18 protein-coding genes and 1 pseudogene are annotated in these 19476 nt (G+C 69.6%); 8 read left to right on the top strand and 11 right to left on the bottom strand.

Annotation, left to right across the window (positions count from 1 at the left end; genetic code table 11):
* Window positions 1-42 precede the first annotated feature (42 nt).
* Entirely contained in the window at window positions 43-450 is a 408-nt protein-coding gene (locus IEZ21_RS31460) for a DUF1257 domain-containing protein (protein ID WP_189325250.1), read from the top strand.
* A 179-nt stretch (window positions 451-629) separates the two neighbouring features.
* Here the strand turns inward: IEZ21_RS31460 and IEZ21_RS31455 are convergent, their stop codons facing one another.
* Together IEZ21_RS31455 and IEZ21_RS31450 are read right to left on the bottom strand one after the other, a co-directional pair.
* Window positions 630-1079, bottom strand: coding sequence for a DUF6336 family protein (locus IEZ21_RS31455; protein ID WP_220450458.1), 450 nt, complete (start codon window positions 1077-1079; stop codon window positions 630-632).
* Between the two features lie 117 nt (window positions 1080-1196).
* Window positions 1197-2633 (bottom strand): ATP-binding protein, encoded by a 1437-nt coding sequence (locus IEZ21_RS31450; RefSeq protein WP_189325249.1) that lies wholly within the window; start codon window positions 2631-2633, stop codon window positions 1197-1199.
* A gap of 148 nt (window positions 2634-2781) precedes the next feature.
* On the opposite strand from IEZ21_RS31450, the pseudogene IEZ21_RS31445 reads away from it, so the two are divergent.
* From IEZ21_RS31445 to IEZ21_RS31420, 6 genes and pseudogenes are all read left to right on the top strand, one after another.
* Window positions 2782-3003 (top strand): annotated as a pseudogene (locus IEZ21_RS31445) (peptide-methionine (R)-S-oxide reductase); the annotation flags it as partial.
* 408 nt (window positions 3004-3411) lie between these two features.
* Entirely contained in the window at window positions 3412-4770 is a 1359-nt protein-coding gene (locus IEZ21_RS31440; protein WP_189325275.1) for an FAD-dependent oxidoreductase, read from the top strand.
* Between the two features lie 280 nt (window positions 4771-5050).
* Window positions 5051-5875 carry an alpha/beta fold hydrolase gene (locus IEZ21_RS31435; RefSeq protein WP_189325248.1) on the top strand — a complete coding sequence of 275 codons (825 nt, stop codon included), beginning with the start codon at window positions 5051-5053 and terminating at the stop codon, window positions 5873-5875.
* 338 nt (window positions 5876-6213) lie between these two features.
* Entirely contained in the window at window positions 6214-6885 is a 672-nt protein-coding gene (locus IEZ21_RS31430; RefSeq protein ID WP_189325247.1) for a GTP cyclohydrolase II, read from the top strand.
* Between the two features lie 49 nt (window positions 6886-6934).
* A complete protein-coding gene (locus tag IEZ21_RS31425) occupies window positions 6935-7219 on the top strand; it encodes a DUF2218 domain-containing protein (RefSeq protein WP_033328474.1) in 285 nt (94 codons plus the stop codon).
* 2 nt (window positions 7220-7221) lie between these two features.
* Window positions 7222-8172 carry an NADP-dependent oxidoreductase gene (locus tag IEZ21_RS31420; RefSeq protein WP_189325246.1) on the top strand — a complete coding sequence of 317 codons (951 nt, stop codon included), beginning with the start codon at window positions 7222-7224 and terminating at the stop codon, window positions 8170-8172.
* Between the two features lie 45 nt (window positions 8173-8217).
* On the opposite strand, the gene IEZ21_RS31415 is transcribed toward IEZ21_RS31420, so the two are convergent.
* The 5 genes from IEZ21_RS31415 to IEZ21_RS31395 form a co-directional block, all read right to left on the bottom strand.
* On the bottom strand, window positions 8218-9264 hold the full coding sequence (locus tag IEZ21_RS31415; protein WP_189325245.1) for a lysylphosphatidylglycerol synthase transmembrane domain-containing protein: 1047 nt from the start codon (window positions 9262-9264) through the stop codon (window positions 8218-8220).
* 291 nt (window positions 9265-9555) lie between these two features.
* A complete protein-coding gene (locus IEZ21_RS31410; RefSeq protein ID WP_373302338.1) occupies window positions 9556-10194 on the bottom strand; it encodes a GTP-binding protein in 639 nt (212 codons plus the stop codon).
* Complete coding sequence (locus IEZ21_RS31405; protein ID WP_033328461.1) at window positions 10181-10537, bottom strand: DUF742 domain-containing protein; 357 nt, start codon at window positions 10535-10537, stop codon at window positions 10181-10183. Before IEZ21_RS31405 ends, IEZ21_RS31410 begins: the two co-directional genes overlap by 14 nt.
* A 1-nt stretch (window position 10538) precedes the next feature.
* Window positions 10539-10964: a roadblock/LC7 domain-containing protein gene (locus tag IEZ21_RS31400; RefSeq protein ID WP_033328462.1), complete on the bottom strand. Its 426-nt coding sequence runs from the start codon at window positions 10962-10964 to the stop codon at window positions 10539-10541.
* A gap of 11 nt (window positions 10965-10975) precedes the next feature.
* Complete coding sequence (locus IEZ21_RS31395) at window positions 10976-13783, bottom strand: sensor histidine kinase (RefSeq protein ID WP_189325244.1); 2808 nt, start codon at window positions 13781-13783, stop codon at window positions 10976-10978.
* Window positions 13784-14108: 325 nt separating this feature from the next.
* Here IEZ21_RS31395 and IEZ21_RS31390 point away from each other — a divergent pair, with 325 nt between their 5' ends.
* Window positions 14109-14978: a PhzF family phenazine biosynthesis isomerase gene (locus IEZ21_RS31390; protein ID WP_189325243.1), complete on the top strand. Its 870-nt coding sequence runs from the start codon at window positions 14109-14111 to the stop codon at window positions 14976-14978.
* 22 nt (window positions 14979-15000) lie between these two features.
* Here the strand turns inward: IEZ21_RS31390 and IEZ21_RS31385 are convergent, their stop codons facing one another.
* The 4 genes from IEZ21_RS31385 to IEZ21_RS31370 all read right to left on the bottom strand — a co-directional run bounded on the left by IEZ21_RS31385 (window position 15001) and on the right by IEZ21_RS31370 (window position 19389).
* Window positions 15001-17283: a glycosyl hydrolase family 95 catalytic domain-containing protein gene (locus IEZ21_RS31385; protein WP_189325242.1), complete on the bottom strand. Its 2283-nt coding sequence runs from the start codon at window positions 17281-17283 to the stop codon at window positions 15001-15003.
* 47 nt (window positions 17284-17330) lie between these two features.
* Complete coding sequence (locus IEZ21_RS31380; protein WP_033328465.1) at window positions 17331-18080, bottom strand: polysaccharide lyase family 20 protein; 750 nt, start codon at window positions 18078-18080, stop codon at window positions 17331-17333.
* Between the two features lie 3 nt (window positions 18081-18083).
* A complete protein-coding gene (locus IEZ21_RS31375) occupies window positions 18084-18755 on the bottom strand; it encodes a polysaccharide lyase family 7 protein (protein WP_189325241.1) in 672 nt (223 codons plus the stop codon).
* Between the two features lie 151 nt (window positions 18756-18906).
* On the bottom strand, window positions 18907-19389 hold the full coding sequence (locus IEZ21_RS31370) for a GAF domain-containing protein (protein ID WP_189325240.1): 483 nt from the start codon (window positions 19387-19389) through the stop codon (window positions 18907-18909).
* Window positions 19390-19476: the final 87 nt, after the last annotated feature.

Here is a 19476-nt window from a genome sequence, read left to right as displayed (position 1 = left end):
CGGCTGCGCCGCCTCTCCCGTCTCCGACCCCAAGGAATCGTCATGTCGCACTTCACCCGCGTCCGCACCGCGCTGCGCGACCCCGACCTGCTCGTCCAGGCCCTCGCCACGGTCGGGTTCACCACCGTCGAGACCCACGACACGCCCCAGCCCCTCTACGGCTATCAGGGCGACGCCCGCCCGGACCGCGCCGAAGTGATCATCCGCCGCGCCCACATCGGCCGCCTCAGCAATGACATCGGCTTCCGCCGCGGCGACGACGGCACCTTCGAAGCCGTCATCAGCGAGTTCGACCGGTCCCGCTACGACCAGCCATGGCTGACCAAGGTCGCCCGCGCCTACGGCCACGCCGCCGCACTCCGCTACGCCGAGGACCACGGCTACGACGTCGAATCGGACACGCTCGAGGAGAACGGCGGACGCCGCCTGGTTCTGCGCCGCTACACCTGAAGCAGGCGGTGGTCAGCAGGGCAGCCCAAGTCGGCCCACAGTTTCGTTTGGATCACACGAGTACATTGACGCCGACACGAACACAACAGCGCTGAACGTAGCGGCTGCGGCGCCGGCGGGCGAGTTCTTCGTCGCTGACGTCGTCGAGGCTGCCGTCGACATCGGCGATGGAATGGTGCTCAACTCCCGTACAGCCAGCTGTCGTAAGCGGCGTTGTCGACCAGGTGGTAGAGCCCGAGCGCGCCGGGGAAGAGCACAAGGGCGAGGACTCCCGCCCGTACGAGAACCGGTGCCATGATGGTGACGCCTTCGTACTGGCCGGTGATGGTGCGCCAGTCCCGCCAGCGTCTGATGTCGCCCGAGCACGCCGTCCAGAACCAGACTCCGACCACGATCCCCACTCCGGCGAAGACCATGGAGAACCCTCCCACCACGGCAAGGAACGTCTCGCGGTCATGATGGTCGGCGACGAAGAGTGTGCCGATAAAGAGCAGGGCGACGGCGGCGATTCCCTGCACTGCTCCTCGCACCACGACGTCCTTGAAGCGCAGCCGTGGCAGGCGTACGCCCTCCTCGTCCGTGGCCCGTTGTGGGGTCGGCTGTGCTCCGGTGCGCTGTGTACGCGTCATGGGCGGCAGGCTACCTGCGGGGAGTAAGCCGGTATGGGGCCTCCCCTGAGTGGTGGACTCCGGATGGACGCTGTGCCGTTTCCTCCCGAACCCCTCCCGGCCCTCGATCGCCTCGACCTACGAGGCGAGTTGCCGGTACGTCGTGGAGCGCCCCTTTCCTCCGAGCTGCTCGACGAGGCCCCGCTCGCGCAAGTCGCGCAGGATCTTCCTGATGTTGGGTGCGGTGAGGTCGAGTTGTTGGTGGAGTTCTGCGACGCTGCGGGGTGCTGCGGCAAGGGCGTCGTAAACCCGCAGCGCGTTGGTGTGGAGCCGAGGAGCTGCGGGAGTGTCCGCGGTGCGGTGCAGGAGGACGGTGAAGCGGATTCCTGCGTCCATGTAGCGGGCCGGTGGCAGTCCGGCGTGGGTCAGCGCCTCGTTCACGGTGGGGATTCCGGTGGCGAGGGCTTCGATGACGCGGGCGCCGGATTCAGGAGTGCGGGCGTGCTGGCAGAGGGCGACGAGGCGGGCGTTGCGGGCGGAGGTGACGGCGTCGTGGCCGAGGCGGTCGACGGTGATGCCGTACAGGCCGCCGGGGTTGGAGATCACCAGCCGGTCGCGGCGCAGGCGTACTTCGACGGCCATACCCGTGGACCAGTGGTCGAGGTCGCGGTGGACGAGTGCGTTGGCGATCAGTTCGCGGAAGGCGATGTAGGGGTAGTCGGGCTGATCGCGGACGGTGCCGTCGGGGGTCGAGACGATGGTCGTGCCGAAGGAGCGTCGGGCCCAGTCCAGGGCGGCGTCGAGCATGCGGGGGATCGGTCCGGTGATGGTGGTCTGGTTGCGTGCCCGGCTGGCGGTGGGGTGGCCGTCTTCGGGTTCGGCGGAGGCTTGGACGATGAAGCGTGGGAAGAACTGCTGGGGGTGTACTCCGAGGGTGAGGAGCCCTGCCACGGTGGGGGTGCTGCCTGGGGTGACGGCTCCTGCGCGGCAGAGTAGTTCGCTGTCGTCGGTGAAGCGGCCGAGACCGTGGGGGTCGTGCTGCCGTACCGAGCTGAGGAACTCGGCGGTGAGCTCCTTGTCCAGGTCGTCGATGGTCGCGTCTGTGACCGGGTTTCGGTCGAAGCGGGGTGCGCTGCGTGCGGCGAGGAAAGCTTGTTCCTCGAGAGGGGAGAGCTGGAAATCACCGTCGTACCCGCGGAGGTACGAGGCGCCGGATGCGGTGATTCGGCAGGGCTTGGCCGATGGATCGCACTCGTGCACCTGCGCCACGATCACCGGCTGGCCGTCGGACTCTGCATCGCTGATGGTGAGGCGCACCGGAGGTGTGAAGGAGCGGGCTTTGAGCGCGAGCCCCTGCTTCAGGGCCTGCGGGTCGGTCAATGGGGAGGGGCGGAACCCGGTCCGTTCGTCGAGGCCCAGAATTACAGTGCCGCCTCCGGGGAGGTTGGCCAGCGCGCTGAGCGTCGAGGCGAGCGACTGCGGTAGCCCACCGGCGGCGGACTTCACCTCGATGTCGTCGCAATCGCCCCCTGCGGCGCGTAGGCGCGTGATCAGTGCATTCAGGTCGGTCGGCACGCCGCAAATGTAACGACGTCAGAGTTACATTTGCGGCAATCCTGATTACATTTCATCCGTATCGGCGAGAAGTGTGCGCAGGTGGTTGACGTTCAGGTCGGGCGTCGGTTCCCGGGAGGGAGTTGAGCGTCCTGGGACGCGTGAATCCGCGAGCCACTGCGGCTGGCCCTCCTTCTACGACCCCAAGTCGGCGGACAACGTCGAGCTGATCGCGGACCGCTCGCACGGGATGGTGCGGACGGAGGTGCGGTGTGCCATGTGCGGCTCACACCTGGGCCACGTCTTCGAGGGCGAGGGCTACCCGACCCCCACGGACCAGCGGTACAGCATCAACTCGATCTCGCTGCGGCTGACGCCGGACGAGGCCTGACGCGCGACCGGCTGTCGATGGACCGGAGGATGCCCCGCACAAAGAGTCGACGCTGAGGTGACACCTCCCGCAGCCTGATGATCAACCGCGGGAGGTTTTCACCCCAGCGTCGGAGTGGGGCCGCGGGGCATCGGTTTGCCTTCGCTGACCTGGGCTTTCCCGGCAGTTCCCGTGCTGGTGTGCACTGGTTGCGCGTTGCGGCCCTGACGGCGGGGCCGGGGGAGCGATCCGGGGCGGGCGTATTCGGGACGCGCAGAACGGCCGGAACGCGGTCAACCCCCCTTGACAGAGCGGGATAGTGGTGCCTTCTCACGACGTGGCGACCAGGGGAGCGGATTGGTGAACTCTGCCGGAGAAACGGGCCGTTGGGGTGTGGGCGGCGGCCGGAGCGGGCGGCATGCGGTCGTCGTGGGCGGGAGCCTCGCGGGACTGCTTGCGGCGCATGTCCTGGCCGGGCACGCCGAGCGGGTGACCGTCGTCGAGCGCGACCGGTTCCCGGACGGGACCAAGCCGCGGCCCGGCGTACCGCAGGGTCGGCATCCGCATGTCCTGCTGGAGGGCGGGCAGGTGGCCCTGGAGTCGCTGCTGCCGGGCTTCCTGGCGGAGCTGCGGGTGGCGGGGGCGCCGCGGGTGGGCTTGCCCTCGGACATGGTGCAGCGGCAGGACGGGCGCTGGTTCCGGCGGCTGCCCGCGACGACGCACATCTACACCGGTTCGCGCGCGCAGCTCGAGGAGCTGGTGCGGCGGCGGGTTCTCGCCAATCCGGTGATCAGCGCGGTGGAGGGGACGGGTGTCGTCGGGCTCCTCGGTGACGCCTCGCGCGTGCGGGGTGTGCTGCTGCGGGATCGCTCCGGCGACGCCCGCGAAAAGCAGCGGGCCCTCGAGGCCGACCTGGTGGTCGACGCCTCCGGCAGCGGCACGAAGGCTCCGCAGTGGCTCGCGGCGATCGGCGCCGAGGCCCCGCACGAGGAGACCATCGACACCGGCCTCGCGTACGCCTCCCGCGTCTACCGCGGCAGAAGCGGCATCCTCGACGGCGACACCGTCGGCTACTACGTCTACCCCAGCCCCGCCGAGGTCCACGCCGGCGGTGCGCTGCCGCTGGAGGACGGCACCCATCTGGTCATCGTCTCGGGGCTGCGCGGCGACGAACCGCCCACGGACGACGACGAGTTCGTGACGTACACCAAGAGGCTGCCGCATCCGCTCCTGCACCGGTGGCTGGACGACGCCGAGCCGCTCTCGTCGGCGTTCGGCTACCGGCGGACCGCGAACATCCGCCGCCGCTACGATCTGCCGGGCCGTCGCCCGGCCGGCTTCCTCGCCACCGGCGACGCGCTGTGCACCTTCAACCCGATCTACGGGCAGGGCATGGCCGTCGCCGCGATGAGCGCGGTCGCCCTGCGCGACGCACTGGCCGATCCGCGCCGGACGCCCACGACGAGGCGCGTGCGGCGGGCGCTCCTGGCGGCGTCCCGGCAGGCGTGGGACATCTCTGCCGGGGCGGACCGCAAGATGCCGGGCGCGGTCGGCACCGCGGTCGTCGGCGGGCCCGCGGACCGCGTCGCCGACTGGTACCTGCGCCGAGTCCAGGAGCGGGCCACCGGCGCCCCTGTCGTGGGGCGCGCCTTCCGCTCCGTAGTGACCCTCTCCGCGCCCGTCACCGCCCTGTTCGCCCCGCCCGTGGCCCGGGCCGTCCTCTTCCGCCCGCCCGCGCCCACGCCCACAGAGCCGCCGACGACACCGGAGGACCGAGGGCCTGAGTGAGGCCGGCAGCCGACGGCATCTTTCGCGCGGTCCGCGCATCAGCCCCTCCGTCCCGGAAACCCGGTGTCCGAGAACGGTGGGGTGAAGCGGTCGGGCGGAGTCGGCGCCACTGCGATGACGCCGGCTATGTCGAGCTGCGGCTGACGATGACTGAGCGCAACTGGCTGTTGGCGGAAGGGTGGTGTTGATGAGTTCGGGAGGCATTGGACCTCCTGGCAGGGCAGCGTCGGGATGCTCCTGGTGAAAGGTGCTGGTCAGGCCGCAGAAGAGGAGACCAAGGGTGAAATGGACACTGGGCGAGGAGTTCGAGACGCCCGACGGGACGGTGCGGTGGAGGCGCCTTGGCAGCGGAGACCCGGTCGTGCTGGTGCACGGCACCCCGTATTCCTCCTTTCTCTGGCGGGACATCGCTCCAGCGCTCGCCCGTACCCGCACGGTCTTCGTCTTCGACCATCTCGGCTTCGGCCAGTCGGATCAGCACGAGGGCCAGGACCTCAGCCTGGCGGCTCACGCGAGGAACTTCGCCCGGCTCCTCGACCACTGGGAGTTGTCCTGCCCCAGCGTCGTCGCCCACGACATCGGCGGGGCCGTGGCACTGCGGACGCTGCTGCTGGAGGAGAGGAGCTACCGGGACCTGACCCTCTTCGACGCGGTGAGCGGCGGTGAGTGGGAGCGAGGACTCTTCCAGCTCATCCTGGAGCACACGGAGGTATTCCAGCAGCTTCCGGACTACGCGCACGAAGCGCTGGTCGCCAGCCACCTGCGGCACGCCACGCACGTCGGCTTCCGGCCGGAAGTCCTCGACACGTTCCTCGCCCCGTGGCGGGCAGCCGCAGGGCAGGCCGCGTTCTACCGCCAGTACAGCCAGATCAGACAGGCGGACACCGCCGCGTACGAGCACTTGCTGGGCGGGATGTCCCTTCCGGTACGCCTCATCTGGGGCCGCGAGGACCGCATCCTCCCCCCGGAGTACGCCGAATGGCTGCACGAGCGCATCCCGCACGCCGAGCTGCACTGGATCGAGGGCGCGGGCCACCTCCTCCAGGAAGACGCACCGGGACAGCTGTTGGCCTACCTCACCGCCGGGTTCCCCTCAGACGGGTGAGGAGGGACGGCGGGAGCGAGGGGTGGCACGCCGACGGGGAGCCCGGTGCCGCCTCCGCGACCTACGAGGTGAGTTGCCGGTAGGTCGTGGAGCGCCCCTCCCTCCCCGGGCGGCGGTCGTCGTCAGTGAGGGCGGTGTAGGTGGCGCGCACGTCGCTGGAGCAGCGGCGGCGACGCACCCGTTCATGCGCATCCCGCGCTCCGGGGCGGCGTTGAGCTGGACGGTGTGAGCGGCGCCACGCGGAGGCGGGTTGTTCAAAATTTGAATCACGCGCTATCGTCTAGACGCGGTTCAAATTTGAATCTGTACGCATCTCCGTCCTACCCCGAGGAGCAGCCATGGACGCCGTCCTCTCCGCAGGCCACACCCTTCTGGCCAGCGCTTCGGTGCGCACTCGCGTGACCATCCCGCTGCGCTTCGCCGACGGCTACGAGGTCACCGCCGATGCCGTCACCTTCCATGGACTGGCCGACGGCAAGGAGCATGTGGCGTTCGTCCTCGGCGACCCCACCGCGGCGCCGTCACCGCTGGTGCGGCTGCACTCCGAGTGCCTGACCGGAGACGTGTTCGGCTCGGCGCGCTGCGACTGCGGCCCTCAGCTGCGCGAAGCCGTTGAGCGCATCACCGCCACCGGCGGCGTGCTGCTCTACCTGCGCCAGGAGGGCCGCGGCATCGGCCTCTACAACAAGCTCGACGCCTACGCCCTGCAGGACGCGGGCCTGGACACCTACGAGGCCAACACCGCGCTCGGCCTGCCCGAGGACGGCCGCGACTACACCGCCGCCGCCCAGATGCTCACCGCCCTCGGTGTCGCCGAGCCGGACCTGCTCACCAACAACCCCGACAAGGCACGGCAGTTGCGCGACCTCGGCATCTCGGTCACCCGGACCGTCCCCACCGGCGTGCACAGCACGCCCAGCAACCTGCGCTACCTGCACGCCAAGGCCCAGCACACCCACCACACCATCGACCTGTCCGCAACGGCCACAGTTCCCGCGCTGGTCGGCTGACCGCACCCCAAGCAGTGGGCCCACCCGATCCCCCACCCAGGAGCCATCCATGCCTTCATCCCTCGGCCGCGTCACCACCGACGCCGCCCCGCGCTACGCCAAGCAGTTCGCCTCGCACTTCGGCCGCAAGATCCCCGTCGAGGAGACTCCCGACGGTGACCACCGCCTCACCTTCCAGGAAACCGAGGTCGTACTCCAGCCCGCGGACGACCACCTGCTGATTCGCGTCACCTCACCCGACGCGACCACGCTCACCACCATCCAGGGCGTGGTGAGCAGCCATCTCGAACGCTTCGGCCGCCGCAACGAACTCACCGTCACCTGGGAGGCATAGCCATGAAGGCCGTCGTCATCACCGGCTTCGGAGCCGAGCCGCAGCTCATCGACCTGCCGGTACCGCAGCCGGGCCCGGGTGAGCTGCTGGTCCGTCTGCACGCCGCCGCGCTCAATCCGTTCGACTGGAAGGTCGCCGACGGCGCCCTGAAGAACGTCGTCGAGCACGCCTTCCCCCTCGTCATGGGCTCGGACGGCGCAGGCGTGGTCGAGAGCGTCGGCGACGGCGTGACCCACTTCCGGCCCGGCGACACCGTCTACGGCCAGTTCATGAACGTCCAGCACGGGCGGGGCTCGTACGCCGAGTACGCCCTGGCCCGCGAGGACGGCACCATCGCCCGTACCCCCGGCGACCTGCCGTTCCCCGTGGCCGCCGCGCTGCCCACCGCCAGCGCCACCGCTTATCAGGCCATCGAGGCGGCCCGGCTCGACACCGGACACGTCATCCTCGTCAACGGGGCCTCCGGAGGCGTCGGACAGTCCGCGATCCAGTTCGCGGCCCACGAGGGAGCCCGGGTCGTGGCGACCGCCACCGCCGACATCGCCGGCCGCCTCCGTGACCTCGGCGCCCACGAGACCATCGACTTCACCCTCGCGCCCACCGCCGAACAGGTCCTGGCCGCCCACCCCGAAGGCATCGACGCCGTGCTCGACCTGATCACCCAGCCCGGCCAGGACACCGATGCCCTGACCGGCCTGCTCAGGCCCGGCGGCACCTTCATCAGCACCAACCACGCCGTCGACCCCGATGCCCTGGCCGCACGCGAGATCCACGGCGTCAACCTCTCCAACAACCCCAGCCGGGCCGAACTGGAAGCCCTCGCCGACCTCGCCGCCGCCGGCAAGCTCCGCATCACGGTCGACGCCGAGATCCCGCTGGCCGACGCCCCCGCCGCGGTGTCCCGCGCCCGCTCCGGCCCCTCTCGCGGCAAGACCGTCTTCCTGACCCGGTGAGCCTGGCCGGCCTGGACACCGCCCCGCCCGGGTCACAACACCACGTCACAGCACCTTCCGCTGGACCAGCCACGAAAGCACCAGCATGCCCGGCAGCAGCGGCACCCAGATCGTCAGAACCCGGTAACCGATGATCGTTGCCGTGGCCAGGCTCATGGGGGCGCCGAAGAGGACCATGGCGAACACCATGGCCGCGTCGATGGGGCCGATGCCGCCCGGCGCGGGTACGGCTCCGACCGCCGTGCTGGCGACCAGGAGCGCGAAGGTCACCTGCGCCCAGGTCAGCGGCAGGCCCAGCGAGAAGCCGACCGAGGCGATCACGCTGGCCTGGAGCAGCGGGGTGGCGGCGGCTCCGCCCCAGAGCGCGAGGACGCGGCTCGGCCGGGTGTGCAGGAGCCGTGCGTCGGTCAGAGCGGTGCGTACGAAGGTGAGGATCGGGCGACGCAGCGGACGTACGAACGTCAGGAGCAGCGCGGCCACGGCGAGACCGATCCCCACACCACCGGCGACCAGATGCAACGTCCGCTCGTCCGGGACGAGTTCAGCCAGCCCCAGCACGCCCGGGAAGGCCACCAGGAAGACGAGGAGTACCAGCGTCTTCGCCAGGGGCTTGACCAGCGAGTACAGCGCGAGCGAGGCGGTGCCCCTGGCGAGGGATATGCCCTGGCGCTGGAGGAAGCGGAGGGTGACGGCATGGGCGCCGATGCTGGCCGGGAGTACATGGTTCGCGGCGCCGGCGGCGACCTGGGACGCGAGCAGCAGCCCCGGTGGGAGCCGTTCGGGTATGGCGCCCTGCCGGACGCACGCGGCTGCCACCCAGCCCATGCACATGAAGAAGACCCCGGACAGCAGCCACCAGGGGTCGGCCGAGGCGAGCTGGGCGGCGCCGTCGGACACGGTGCGCCAGTCGAGCGTCGCCCATGCCGCGATCAGCAGGAGCGGGAGCAGGTTCAGCGCCCTCAGGGCGATGGGGGTCCCCCCGCTCGAGCGAAGTCGAGAGTGGGGGAGGGCGGTGGAGGGGGAGCGGACGGGGCCGGGGGTGGTGGCGGCGGGGAGCGGCCCGGGGAGTTTGTCGAGCGGGAGCAGGGACACAGCGCACGTCGTCCTTTCGCGGTACGCCCGTGGGGAGCGGGCGTGCCGGATACAAGGCGAGGCAAAGGGGGACAGCGGGAACCGTTCCCTCCCGGTGTGACGGCACGGTGTCCTGGAGCCGAAGGGGCGCCAGCGGGCGGGCGACGGTGCCGATGATGATGCCCTGTTTCCGCAGCAAGAACGCCTCTCTGTGCCCTTTGTCTCCTTGTGACTTGCCTCTCTGGGCCCCTTGCTTCTTTGTGACTTGCCCCTTATGGCGCGTCTCCTCGCGGCTTGTCCCTTACGACTCCCTTACGACGCCGAGGCCTTCGCGGAAGCGGCGATCAACTGGTCGAGCAGAGCGATCAGTACGTCCCGGGACGACTCGCGCTCGCGTGCGTCGCAGAGCAGCACCTGAGTGCCCTCCGGCAGTGCCAGGGCGTCCCGGATCTCCTCGGGCGTGTACGGATGCTGTCCGTGGAAGCCGTTGACGCCTATGACGAACGGGATGCCCCGCCGCTCGAAGAAGTCGATCGCGGCGAAGCTGGACTTGGGCCTGCGTACGTCGATGAGGACCACGGCCCCCAGCGCGCCGATGGCGAGGTCGTTCCACATGAACCAGAACCGCTGCTGTCCGGGCGTACCGAAGAGATACAGCACCAGGTCCCGGCCGATCGTGATCCGGCCGAAGTCCAGCGCCACGGTGGTGGCCTGTTTCTCGGCGATGCCGTGGAGGTCGTCGACGCCCAGGCCGGCCGAGGTCAGTCGTTCCTCGGTGCGCAGCGGGACGATCTCGCTGACCGACCCGACCATGGTGGTCTTCCCGACGCCGAAGCCTCCGGCGATCAGTATCTTGACCGTGTCGGGTGCCGAGGTCTCTCGGGCTGCCGCCCCCTGGACCGAAGTCCCTTGGGCCGGCGTCCCGTTGACGGTTGCGTCAGAGCCGGCCAAGGCCGTCCCTCACTTTCTGCAGCAGGTCCATGTCCGGCGTCCCGGAGACGGGGCGCGGCGGGTGGACGGTGATCCGGTCCGCCGCCAGCAGGTCGCAGAGCATGATGGTGACCACGCTCATCGGCAGATCGAGGTGGGCCGCCAGCTCCGCGACGGCGATCGGCTTCTCGCACAACCGCAGGATCCGGGCGTGCTCGGGCTGTGTCCGGACGCCCCAGGCGGGCGGCGGGTCCACCGCGGAGACCGTCGTGATGAGGGAGAAGTCGCTGCGGTCGGGCCGGGTCCTGCCGCCGGTCAGCGTGAACGGCCGTACGAGACGACCCGCCGCGTCGCCTCCGCTCACCTCACTCGCCGCGGTCGGCGGCGACCGTGCCCCGCGGCGCCGCGCTCAGGTGCTCGCCGATCTTCTTCACGAGCAGGTTCATCTGGTACGCCACCACGCCGACGTCCGCGCCCTGGTGGGTGAGCACGGCCAGATGGGCGCCGGTCCCGGCGGCGGTGATGATCAGATAGCCGTTGCGCATCTCGATGAGTGCCTGGCGTACGGGGCCGCCGCGGAAGTCCATGCTGACGCCCTTGCTGAGGCTCACAAGGCCGGAGGCGGTCGCCGCCAGCCGCTCGGCGTCGTCGCGCAGGAACGCCGTCGACCTGCTGACGACCAGTCCGTCGTCGGAGAGCACGACGGCGTGGTTCACCTCGGCGACCCGGTCCACCAGTCCGGTGAGCAGCTGGTCGAGCTGGCTGTGCGTGGCAGGGATGGGGCGTGTCATTTCTGTGTCCTTCATGAGCGGTCTGCCGGCGGAGTCGAGGTGACGGTTTTTCCGGGGACGGGGACCTGCGTACCTGGGCTCGCTGGTGGGGCTTCTTCTGCTGTGTTTCCTCCTTCGTCTTCTCCTTCGTTGTACGTCCACTCCTCGGCGTCGTCACGGGCCCGAAGCGTCCCGCGCTGGAAACCGGAGAGCGAGGAGGCGGCACGCTCCGCGTCGAAGTCCTCCAACGGGTCGTCCGCCCGGGCGGACACGGAGTCCTCCCGTAGCTCGGTGGCGAGGCTGGTCTGCGGTACGCGGCGCGGCAGCGGAGCGAGGGCGCTGCGCTGGCTTGAACCTGGGCCGGAACCGGGCCCTGGGCTTGACCCGGGCCCGGACCCGGAGCCGGTCGCGGACCCAGAACCCCGGCCGGACTCGGAGCCGACACTCCGGCCGGACTCGGGCGCGGACCTGGAGCCGGTCGCGGACCTGGAACCCGGGCCGGACCCGGTCCCGCCGGTATCGGCTGTCCGCGGCCGGGTCGCGGGCTGGGCCACGCGGCTGCGCGCGTGGCTGTGCCGGCCAGGGCCCTGCGTATCGGCCGAGTCCGCTCCGGCCGAGTCCAGTCCGGTCAAGCCCGGTCCGGGCGTACCGGTCGAGTTCTCCGCGAGAGCCGCGACCGGCTCGACGTCCTCCTGGGACTCTCGGGTCGTCCGGGTTTCCTGGCTTCCTTGGGCCGGGGCGTCCGTCCATCCGGCCGAAGTGGCGGCGGTATCCGCGTGGGTCGTGGGTCCTTCCCGGGCTTCCCGGGTTTCCTGACCCACTTGGGCCGGGACGTCCGTGGCACCCGCCGAAGCGTCCGACGAGGCCGAGCCGGCGGCGTCCGTATCGGTCGTGGGCCCCTCCCGCACCACTATGTCGTGCGGCACCAGCACGATCGCCGTCGTCCCGCCGTACGGAGAGGACCGCAGTGTGACGGCGATGCCGTGCCGCGTGGCGAGGCGGGCGATCACGAACATGCCGAGCCGGAGGTCGTCGGCCAACGCCACCACGTCGAACTGTGGCTCCACCGCCAACTGCGCGTTGAACGCCTCGTAGTCGTCCTCCGACATGCCCAGACCGCGGTCCTCGATCTCGATGGCCAGGCCCTTGGCCACCATCGCGGCCCGTACCCCGACCGGGCTGGGAGCGGGCGAGTACGCGGTCGCGTTGTCGATGAGTTCGGCCAGCAGATGGATGACGTCGGCCACCGCGGGCGGGGCGAGGTACACCTCCTCGACGGTGTGCACCTCCACCCGCTGGTACTCGGCGACCTCGCCGACGGCGCTGCGCAGGATGTCGATCAGCGCGACCGGTTCGGCCCAGCTGCGTCCCGGCCGCTCGCCGCTGATGATGACGAGGTTCTCCTCGTAGCGGCGCAGTTGGCTCGCGTTGGAGTCGAGTTCGTACAGGCCCTTGAGGACGTGCGGGTCCTGGTGTTCGCGTTCCAGCGAATCGAGTTTGCTGAGCTGGAGATTGACCAGGTTCTGGCTCTGCCGGGCGATCCCCAGGATCACCTTCTGGAAGCCGCGCCGGGTGTCGGCGAGCTCCACCGCGGTGTGGACAGCCGTGCGCTGGGCGGTGTTGAACGCCTGCGCCACCTGGCCGAGTTCGTCCTGCCCGTAGTCCAGCGGGGGCGCGGCGGAGTCCACGTCGACCTTCTCGCCGCGGTCGAGCCGGGCGACCACGTCGGGCAGCCGCTCCTGGGCGAGGCTGAGGGTGGCCATCCGCAGCCCGCGCATCCGCCGGAACAGGGAGCGGGTGATGCGCCAGGACAGTACGACACTCAGCAACAGGGCGGCGAGTCCGCCGGCGCTCAGGGCGGCGGCCTTGACCAGCAGTGCATGGGCGTCTTCACTGCTGCGGTCGAGCAGTTCCGCGGTCTGCTGGCGGATCAGATTCGGGTACTGGACCGAGAGTTGGCCCATCGCGTCGTTCCACTGGTCCCGCCCGTTCGGCAGGTTGACCTTCCGGGCGTCGCCGCTGCCCGTCGTACGAGCCTCGAGCACCTGGGTCTCGACTGCCTGCAGGTCCTTCCAGGCCTGCCCCTGGAGGATGCGCTCGGTCTGCGTCTTCGCCGTGCCGCGCAGGGAGGGGGTGATCTGGTCCTCGACGAGCCAGCGCCGGGCGTTCACCAACTGGACGAAGGCGGCCCGCGACTCCTCGTCCAGCTGCCCGGACGGCCAGGCCAGGGTGAGCAGGGCGTTCTCCTGGGAGACCAGTTCCGCGGCGTGTTCCAGGGCGACGAGCGGTTCGGCCTGCGAGGTGAGGTCCCCGTCGTCGACCTTGGAGAGCTCCTGGAAGGCGTGGATCTGGTCGTCGATGATCGCGGTGTACTGGTCCAGTGCCTGCGCGCCGCTGATGCCGGTGCTTTTGTCGATGTGGCCCTGGTCGATCTGGCTCCGGTAGAACTCCAGGCTCCCCGCGCCGGCGATGACCGAGTACAGCCGGTCTCCTATCCGGTCGGGCGCCTTGTCGATGGCCTTCGACTGGCCGACCAGTTTGGCGACCTCCGCGTCCGTACGTTCCCGCTGCTCGTCCAGGGCGGTCCTGGAGCCGCCGGGCGCGGCCAGCCACGCGGCCGACAGGCTCCGCTCCCGTTGCAGCGCGAGCGTCGCGTCGGTGCCCATGGCGCCGGTCGACCTGCTCAGCTCCGTCTGGGCCCGCAGCCGTAGCCCTTCGGAGAACATCTGCGTCGTCGTCACCCCCCACATCGCGGCGAGGGTGACGCTGGGGACCAATGCCAGAAGGATCAGGGAGAGACGTATGGAACCGAGACGGCGGGGACCTGTCCGTAGAGACATCGTCGTCCTAGGGCGGGGAGCGATGAGCGATGAGCTATGAGCGGAAGCGGGCAACTGGGGAGGGGAACAGGGCGGCGGGCGGTAAGACGAACGCGGTGGGTGGCCGCGTGACCAACGCAACACAAGGGGTGCGCAGGATGCTATCCGTACCAGCGACCGTACGCACCGTGAGAGACCCAAAACCTTGGTAAGGAGGCGGCATGAAAGCGGAGTGTGATAGTCCCCTAACTCACCGTCCATACCCGCTCGTTGAGGAGCACCTGCCTGATCAGTGCCCTCTGAAATCTCGTTCCTCATGCGTGCTGCCCTGTGGGAGCGTGCAGTCATGAGTTCCGAAACCAGCACCGCCGTCCTACGCTACTCCGCCTTCACCCCGGAGGGGGCCGGCGGCAACCCCGCCGGGATCGTTCTGGACGCCGCCGGGCTCGACCCCACCCGGATGCTGGCCCTCGCCGCCGAGGTCGGTTACTCGGAGACGGCGTTCGTCATGGCGCGGGACGATGCCGAACGCCGCTTTCGGGTGCGGTACTTCAGCCCTCTCGTCGAGGTTCCGTTCTGCGGGCACGCCACCGTGGCGACCGCCGTGGCGCTGGCCGAGCGGAACGGGCCCGGGGAGTTCGTCTTCGACACCCCGGCCGGAGAGATCCCGGTGTCCACGGCCGCCGACCCCGACGGGACGGTGCGCGCCACCCTTACCAGCGTCCCCACCCGCTCCCGCCCGGCCACTCCGGACGAGCTCACCCCGGCTCTCGCCGCGCTGCGCTGGGCCGAGGGCGACCTGGATCCGGAACTGCCGCCGCACGTGGCCTTCGGCGGGGCCGAGCACCTGGTCCTCGCCGTCGCCTCCCGCGCCCGGCTGGCGGATCTCGCGTACGACTTCGACGGCCTCGCCGACGTGATGCGGCAGCACGGCTGGACCACGCTCCAACTGGTCTGGCGCGAGGCGGACGACCTCTTCCACGTCCGCGACCCCTTCCCGGTCGGGGGCGTGGTGGAGGACCCCGCGACGGGAGCGGCAGCCGCCGCCTTCGGCGGCTATCTGCGAACCCTCGGCCTGGTCCGCGAGCCGATGACCCTCACCCTCCACCAGGGCGAGGACATGGGGTGCCCCAGCGAACTGCTCGTGGACATCGACCCGACGGATCCACGGGTACGGGTCACCGGCCGGGCACGCCCGATCGGTGACCCGCACTGACCAAAGACGTACTGAAGACGTACTACGGCAGCCCCCACGGATCGCCCGGCTCACTCAACGCCACCGGAGCGATGTCGAGTTCGGGGCGTTCACCGGCGTACAACAGCACCTCCCGGCCCTTGGCCAGCTCGATCACCAGGGTGCCGTCGTCCGTCGTGTGCGTGCGCGCCCGGCTGCCGTCGTCGAGCACCGCCGTCACCGCCCCGCCCGTCAGACCGTGCCGGATCTCGAGCCGCTCACCCGCCAGGCTCCGTACGCGTACGAAACGGGTGACCCCGCCCTTACGGACCGCGCTGACCAGGTAGGCCCCCTGCGTGCGGAAATCGTGCAGCGTGGCATCGGCCCAGGAATCCGGAACGGCGGGGAAGATCCGTACGACACCGCCCCAGCTCTGGCAGAGCATGTCGTGCAGCGACTGCGACGCCGACAGCGGTGTCTCGATGACCGGACCGGCCTCGGTGTAGTGGGTGTTGGCCCGGCACGGATACCGCGTGCTGGGGTCGAAGAACTTCTTCAGATACTCCAGCGCCGTGGAGCCGCGGCCCATCATCGCGTACATCGACGCGGCGCCCGTATAGCTGTAGCCGCGGTGGGATCCGGTCACCGCGTGCCAGTGGACGATCGACTTCTCGATGAGCTCGCGCTGCTCCGGCTGCTCCCAGTTCACGAGATACAGCGGGTACACCATCAGCAGGTGCGAGTAGTGGCGATGGGACTGCGCGTACGGGGTCCGATCACCGATCATGAAGCCGTTCTCGTCCACCGGATACGGTGTCAGCTTCGCCAGCACCTCCTGCCAGCGCGGCTTCAGCGGATCGTCGGTCCCCAGCCGCTCGGCCGCCTCCAGGAGCGTGGTGCAGCCCCAACGGATCAGCGCCAGATCGTAGTTGGTGTCCTTCGGCGGTACGACGGGATACTCCGGCGACAGCGTCGACGGCAGGTGCAGCTTGCCGTCGCTGTCCGGCTGGAGGAAGTGCAGGTAGTAGTTGATCGTGCGGCGCAGCAGTGGGTACACCGTGTCGCGCAATAACGCCTCGTCCATGGTGTGCTGGTAACTCAGCCATACGTTGTGCAGTGCCCAGGTCAGATTGCCCGACTCACCGCCGCTGCCCGGGGTGGGGGCGCTGCGGTTGGCGAACATGTCGGAGCTGCGGCCGACTCCGGCGCTGTCCGAGCGGTACGCGGCGGGCACGTTCGCGATCAGCTGTTCCTGGTTCTGCCTCAGGGTGGTGGCGAGCGAGTCGAGTTCCAGGTGGTTGGAGCCGTGGATGAGCCAGTACTCCAGCTGGACGTTGAGGTTCCACCACACGGCGGGCCAGGGCGTGGGCTCCAGCCAGGGCCCGCAGGTGGCCATCACGGGGCCGTCGGCGCGGCTGGCGGACGCGACCTTGTAGAGCTGGATCCAGTGGAAGCTCTGCAGCCGCTCATCGGGGATCGAGACGAAGCTCTTGCGGTAGAAGGCGTGCCACCAGCGGGTGTGGAGCGCGCGGAGCACACCGTACGGAGCGGCGCGCTGGATCTTCTTGAGCGAGGCATCCCCGGCCCGGGTGTCCGACGGATAGCTGTGGGCGACGTTGAGCAGGAGGGTGTCGCCGAAGCGGCGGTAGGCCGTCGCGGTCTGGCCGCCGCCGAGGAGCGGCTGGAGGACCTGCTCGATGTCGCCCGAAGTCCGGGTGGTCCAGGGCGGGTTGGCGATGTACCCGGTCGGCGGTGCCTCGCTGATCTTCCGAGGGCTGACGGCCTCTTCGGGATGGAACGTCCAGCGCACCTCCTCGTCGCCGTCGGCCGTCACGCGCGCGGCGAGGATCCCGTCATGGATGAGTGCGGAGAGCGTCAGGGTGCCCTTGTCGGTGCTGATCGTGCCGGTGAGCTCGGCGTTCCACAGACTCAACCGCCAGTCGACCGCACTGATGGTGCCGACCGGGTCGAGCGTCAGATGCCCCACGGGCAGTCGGCACGTCCCCCAGCCACTGCCGAACTCGGGCCGGTGATCCTGCACTTCACCGTGCTGCACAGTGAAGCGAATGCCCTTCGCCTCCGGGTCCCGGTAGACCATGCTGCCCAGCCGGCCGTCGCCGAGGAACGGCCCTTCGTGCCACAGCGTGGGCAGCCTGCGCCACACCAGGTCCTGCTTCCGCAGGAAGTCGGCCCACGCACCGTCCGACTCCATGCGGTTACGGAGCTTCCAGCGATGGCCCCCCGGACCGATGACACTGGAGGAATCAGCGGCTTGGGCAACTTCCGGAAGAGCGGCAAGAGTTGTGCCGGCCAGCGCCGAGCCGAGCACTGCTCTGCGAGAGGTCATGCGGATGCCTCCAAGAGTGACAAGAGTGAGGGGTGATGGGGTCGGCGTCAGGCCCAGCCGGCCGGTTCGGCCAGGGCGTACGTCGAGGCGATCCGGTGGCTGTCGTGCAGGACCGTCAGCGTGCGCGGACCGCTGGGCGTGCCGTCGCGCCAGGCGGTGCAGTAGATCCCGTTGGACCAGCGGATCGTCCGTGAGGTGGACGGCAGTACGGTGATGCCGGTGCGGCTCACCGTCTTCGTGCCGTTCAGCCACACCTCGAAGGCGCCTTGGCCGTCGCCGGCGAGCTTCAGCCGGGTGACGATCCTGATCCAGGTGCCCCGCAGGCCACTGATCGACCCGGCCGTCCCCTTGATGCCGCCGGAGCCGCCGAACTGGATCGTGGACCCGATGACGAACATCAACAGCCAGGGTCCTTCGGGGTCTTCTGGCGACCACTGCTGGAAGGTGACGTTCTGGTCGTGGAACGTCCAGTCGGACGCGAGACGGATCGCCTGGCCGTAGTACCGGTCCTCACCGACGCTCTGCGCGCCGCGCTTGATCACCTCGGAGTGGTAGCCCCCGGTCTCGTCGATGTACGTCTGTGTCGCCGCGAGAGCGTGAGCGCCTTTGTACGTGGGCGAGTCGACGGTCTCGATCACGCCGTCCTTCTGTGTGTAGGCGTGGTCCCAGCCCTCGACGCTGCCGCGGTTCTGGAAGTACACCTCGTCGGCGGCGTCCGCCCGTCCCGGCAGGAGCGCGGCGGTGGCACCGGCGAGGCCGAGTCCGCCGAGCGCGGTGAGTGCTCTTCGTCTCCGCACGGCTCACCGAGTCCAGTACGTGATGTTGCGGAAGCGCGCCTCGGCGCGACCGCTGCCGTGGTGGTAGACGCCGTTCTTGAAGTGGCGGGTGGCTGGGCCGCGGTCCTCGGTCGTCAGCACCAACTCGTCGTCGAAATAGACCTTGACGCTGCGGCTGGAAGCGTTGTGCTCCAACTTGACGTTGAACCAGGTGTTGTACGCGTTGGTCTTCAGGACCGTGCGGTCGTACGCCCGTACCGTGCCGCCGCTCGCGCTGTAGGCGTTGAGCATGAAGTCCGTGGCGGGGGTGCCCTCGGGGTGGATCACCCGGAGGATCTGCACAAAGGTCGCGCCGTTCGTGCCGGAGGGGAGATACACGTCGGCGTCCCACATGTGCTGCCCGGACGTGTACTCCTGCTTCCAGCGCATCTCGGTGCGCGGGTCGGTGGAACTGCTCTGCGACATGGGCTCGTCGGTGTCGTACACCCACATCCGGTGGACGCCGCCGCTGTTGCTGTAACGCTCGCTCAGGCCGAGATTCCACGGCTTCTGCATGCCGTACGTGAACGAGGTCTTCTCCCAGCCGTCCGTGGGAGACGCGGTCACGGCGGAGGACACCGACGAGGTCATCGCCCAGGCGGCGCCTCCCGCGAGTAAGCCTCCGGCTGCCAGAACCGTACGTCTTGTTGGGGCCATGTCATTCCTCTCGATACATCGGAGCTATCTCTCGGCGCAACGTAGAAGCTGAGAGAGAAGCGCGTCAATATGTCGAACGCGCCAAGAAGAGATCCGATGTACTGGAGGCTAGGTCTGGACCTTACTTGCGCAGCGTGGTACGTGAAGAGGGTCAGGCCGCCCGAACGTCCAGGAGCGTGGCCGCGGACTTCTTGTACATCTCGATCTCGTCGTCGGCGAACTCCCGGACGTCCTTGAAGCCCAGCCCGACGACCGCGAACAGCCGGGTGTCGTCGTCCGGGGTGAAGACGGGGATGGTGAGGGAGCCCTTCGACCCGGCGGCGCGGCCCTGCCGGACGGCGACGCCCGAGGTGTCGCTCGGGAAGTCGCTGATGGCGACGGGCGCCCGGCGCTGCGCGGCGGTCCCGGCCATACCCTTGCCGATGGGGATGACGGAGGTGCCGTTCTGCACGGCGGGCGGCAGGTTGTGCGCGGCCGCGAGGACGATCTCGCCCTCCTCGGCGGGCTCGGCGAGGTGCACGGAGCCCACGAAGCCGCCGTGGCGCTCGACGAAAGCGGTGAGCCAGGCCGCGATCTCGGGGCGGGCGTTGCGCAGGACGGTCTCGTTGAGGGGGATGCTGGGTGCGCTGGACATCAGTATTCCTTGTCAGGTGGGGGCAACAGGAGGGCACAGACAAAGGCTGGAGGGCGGCGGCCCGCGGCCACGCCGCCCTCTTCTGAC

Origin of the sequence: Streptomyces flaveus (genome assembly GCF_014647675.1) — a bacterium.
GTDB classification, from domain to species: Bacteria; Actinomycetota; Actinomycetes; order Streptomycetales; family Streptomycetaceae; genus Streptomyces; species Streptomyces flaveus.
Note: the sequence above shows the minus strand (reverse complement) of the source record. Positions and strands in the feature narration are given on the sequence as shown.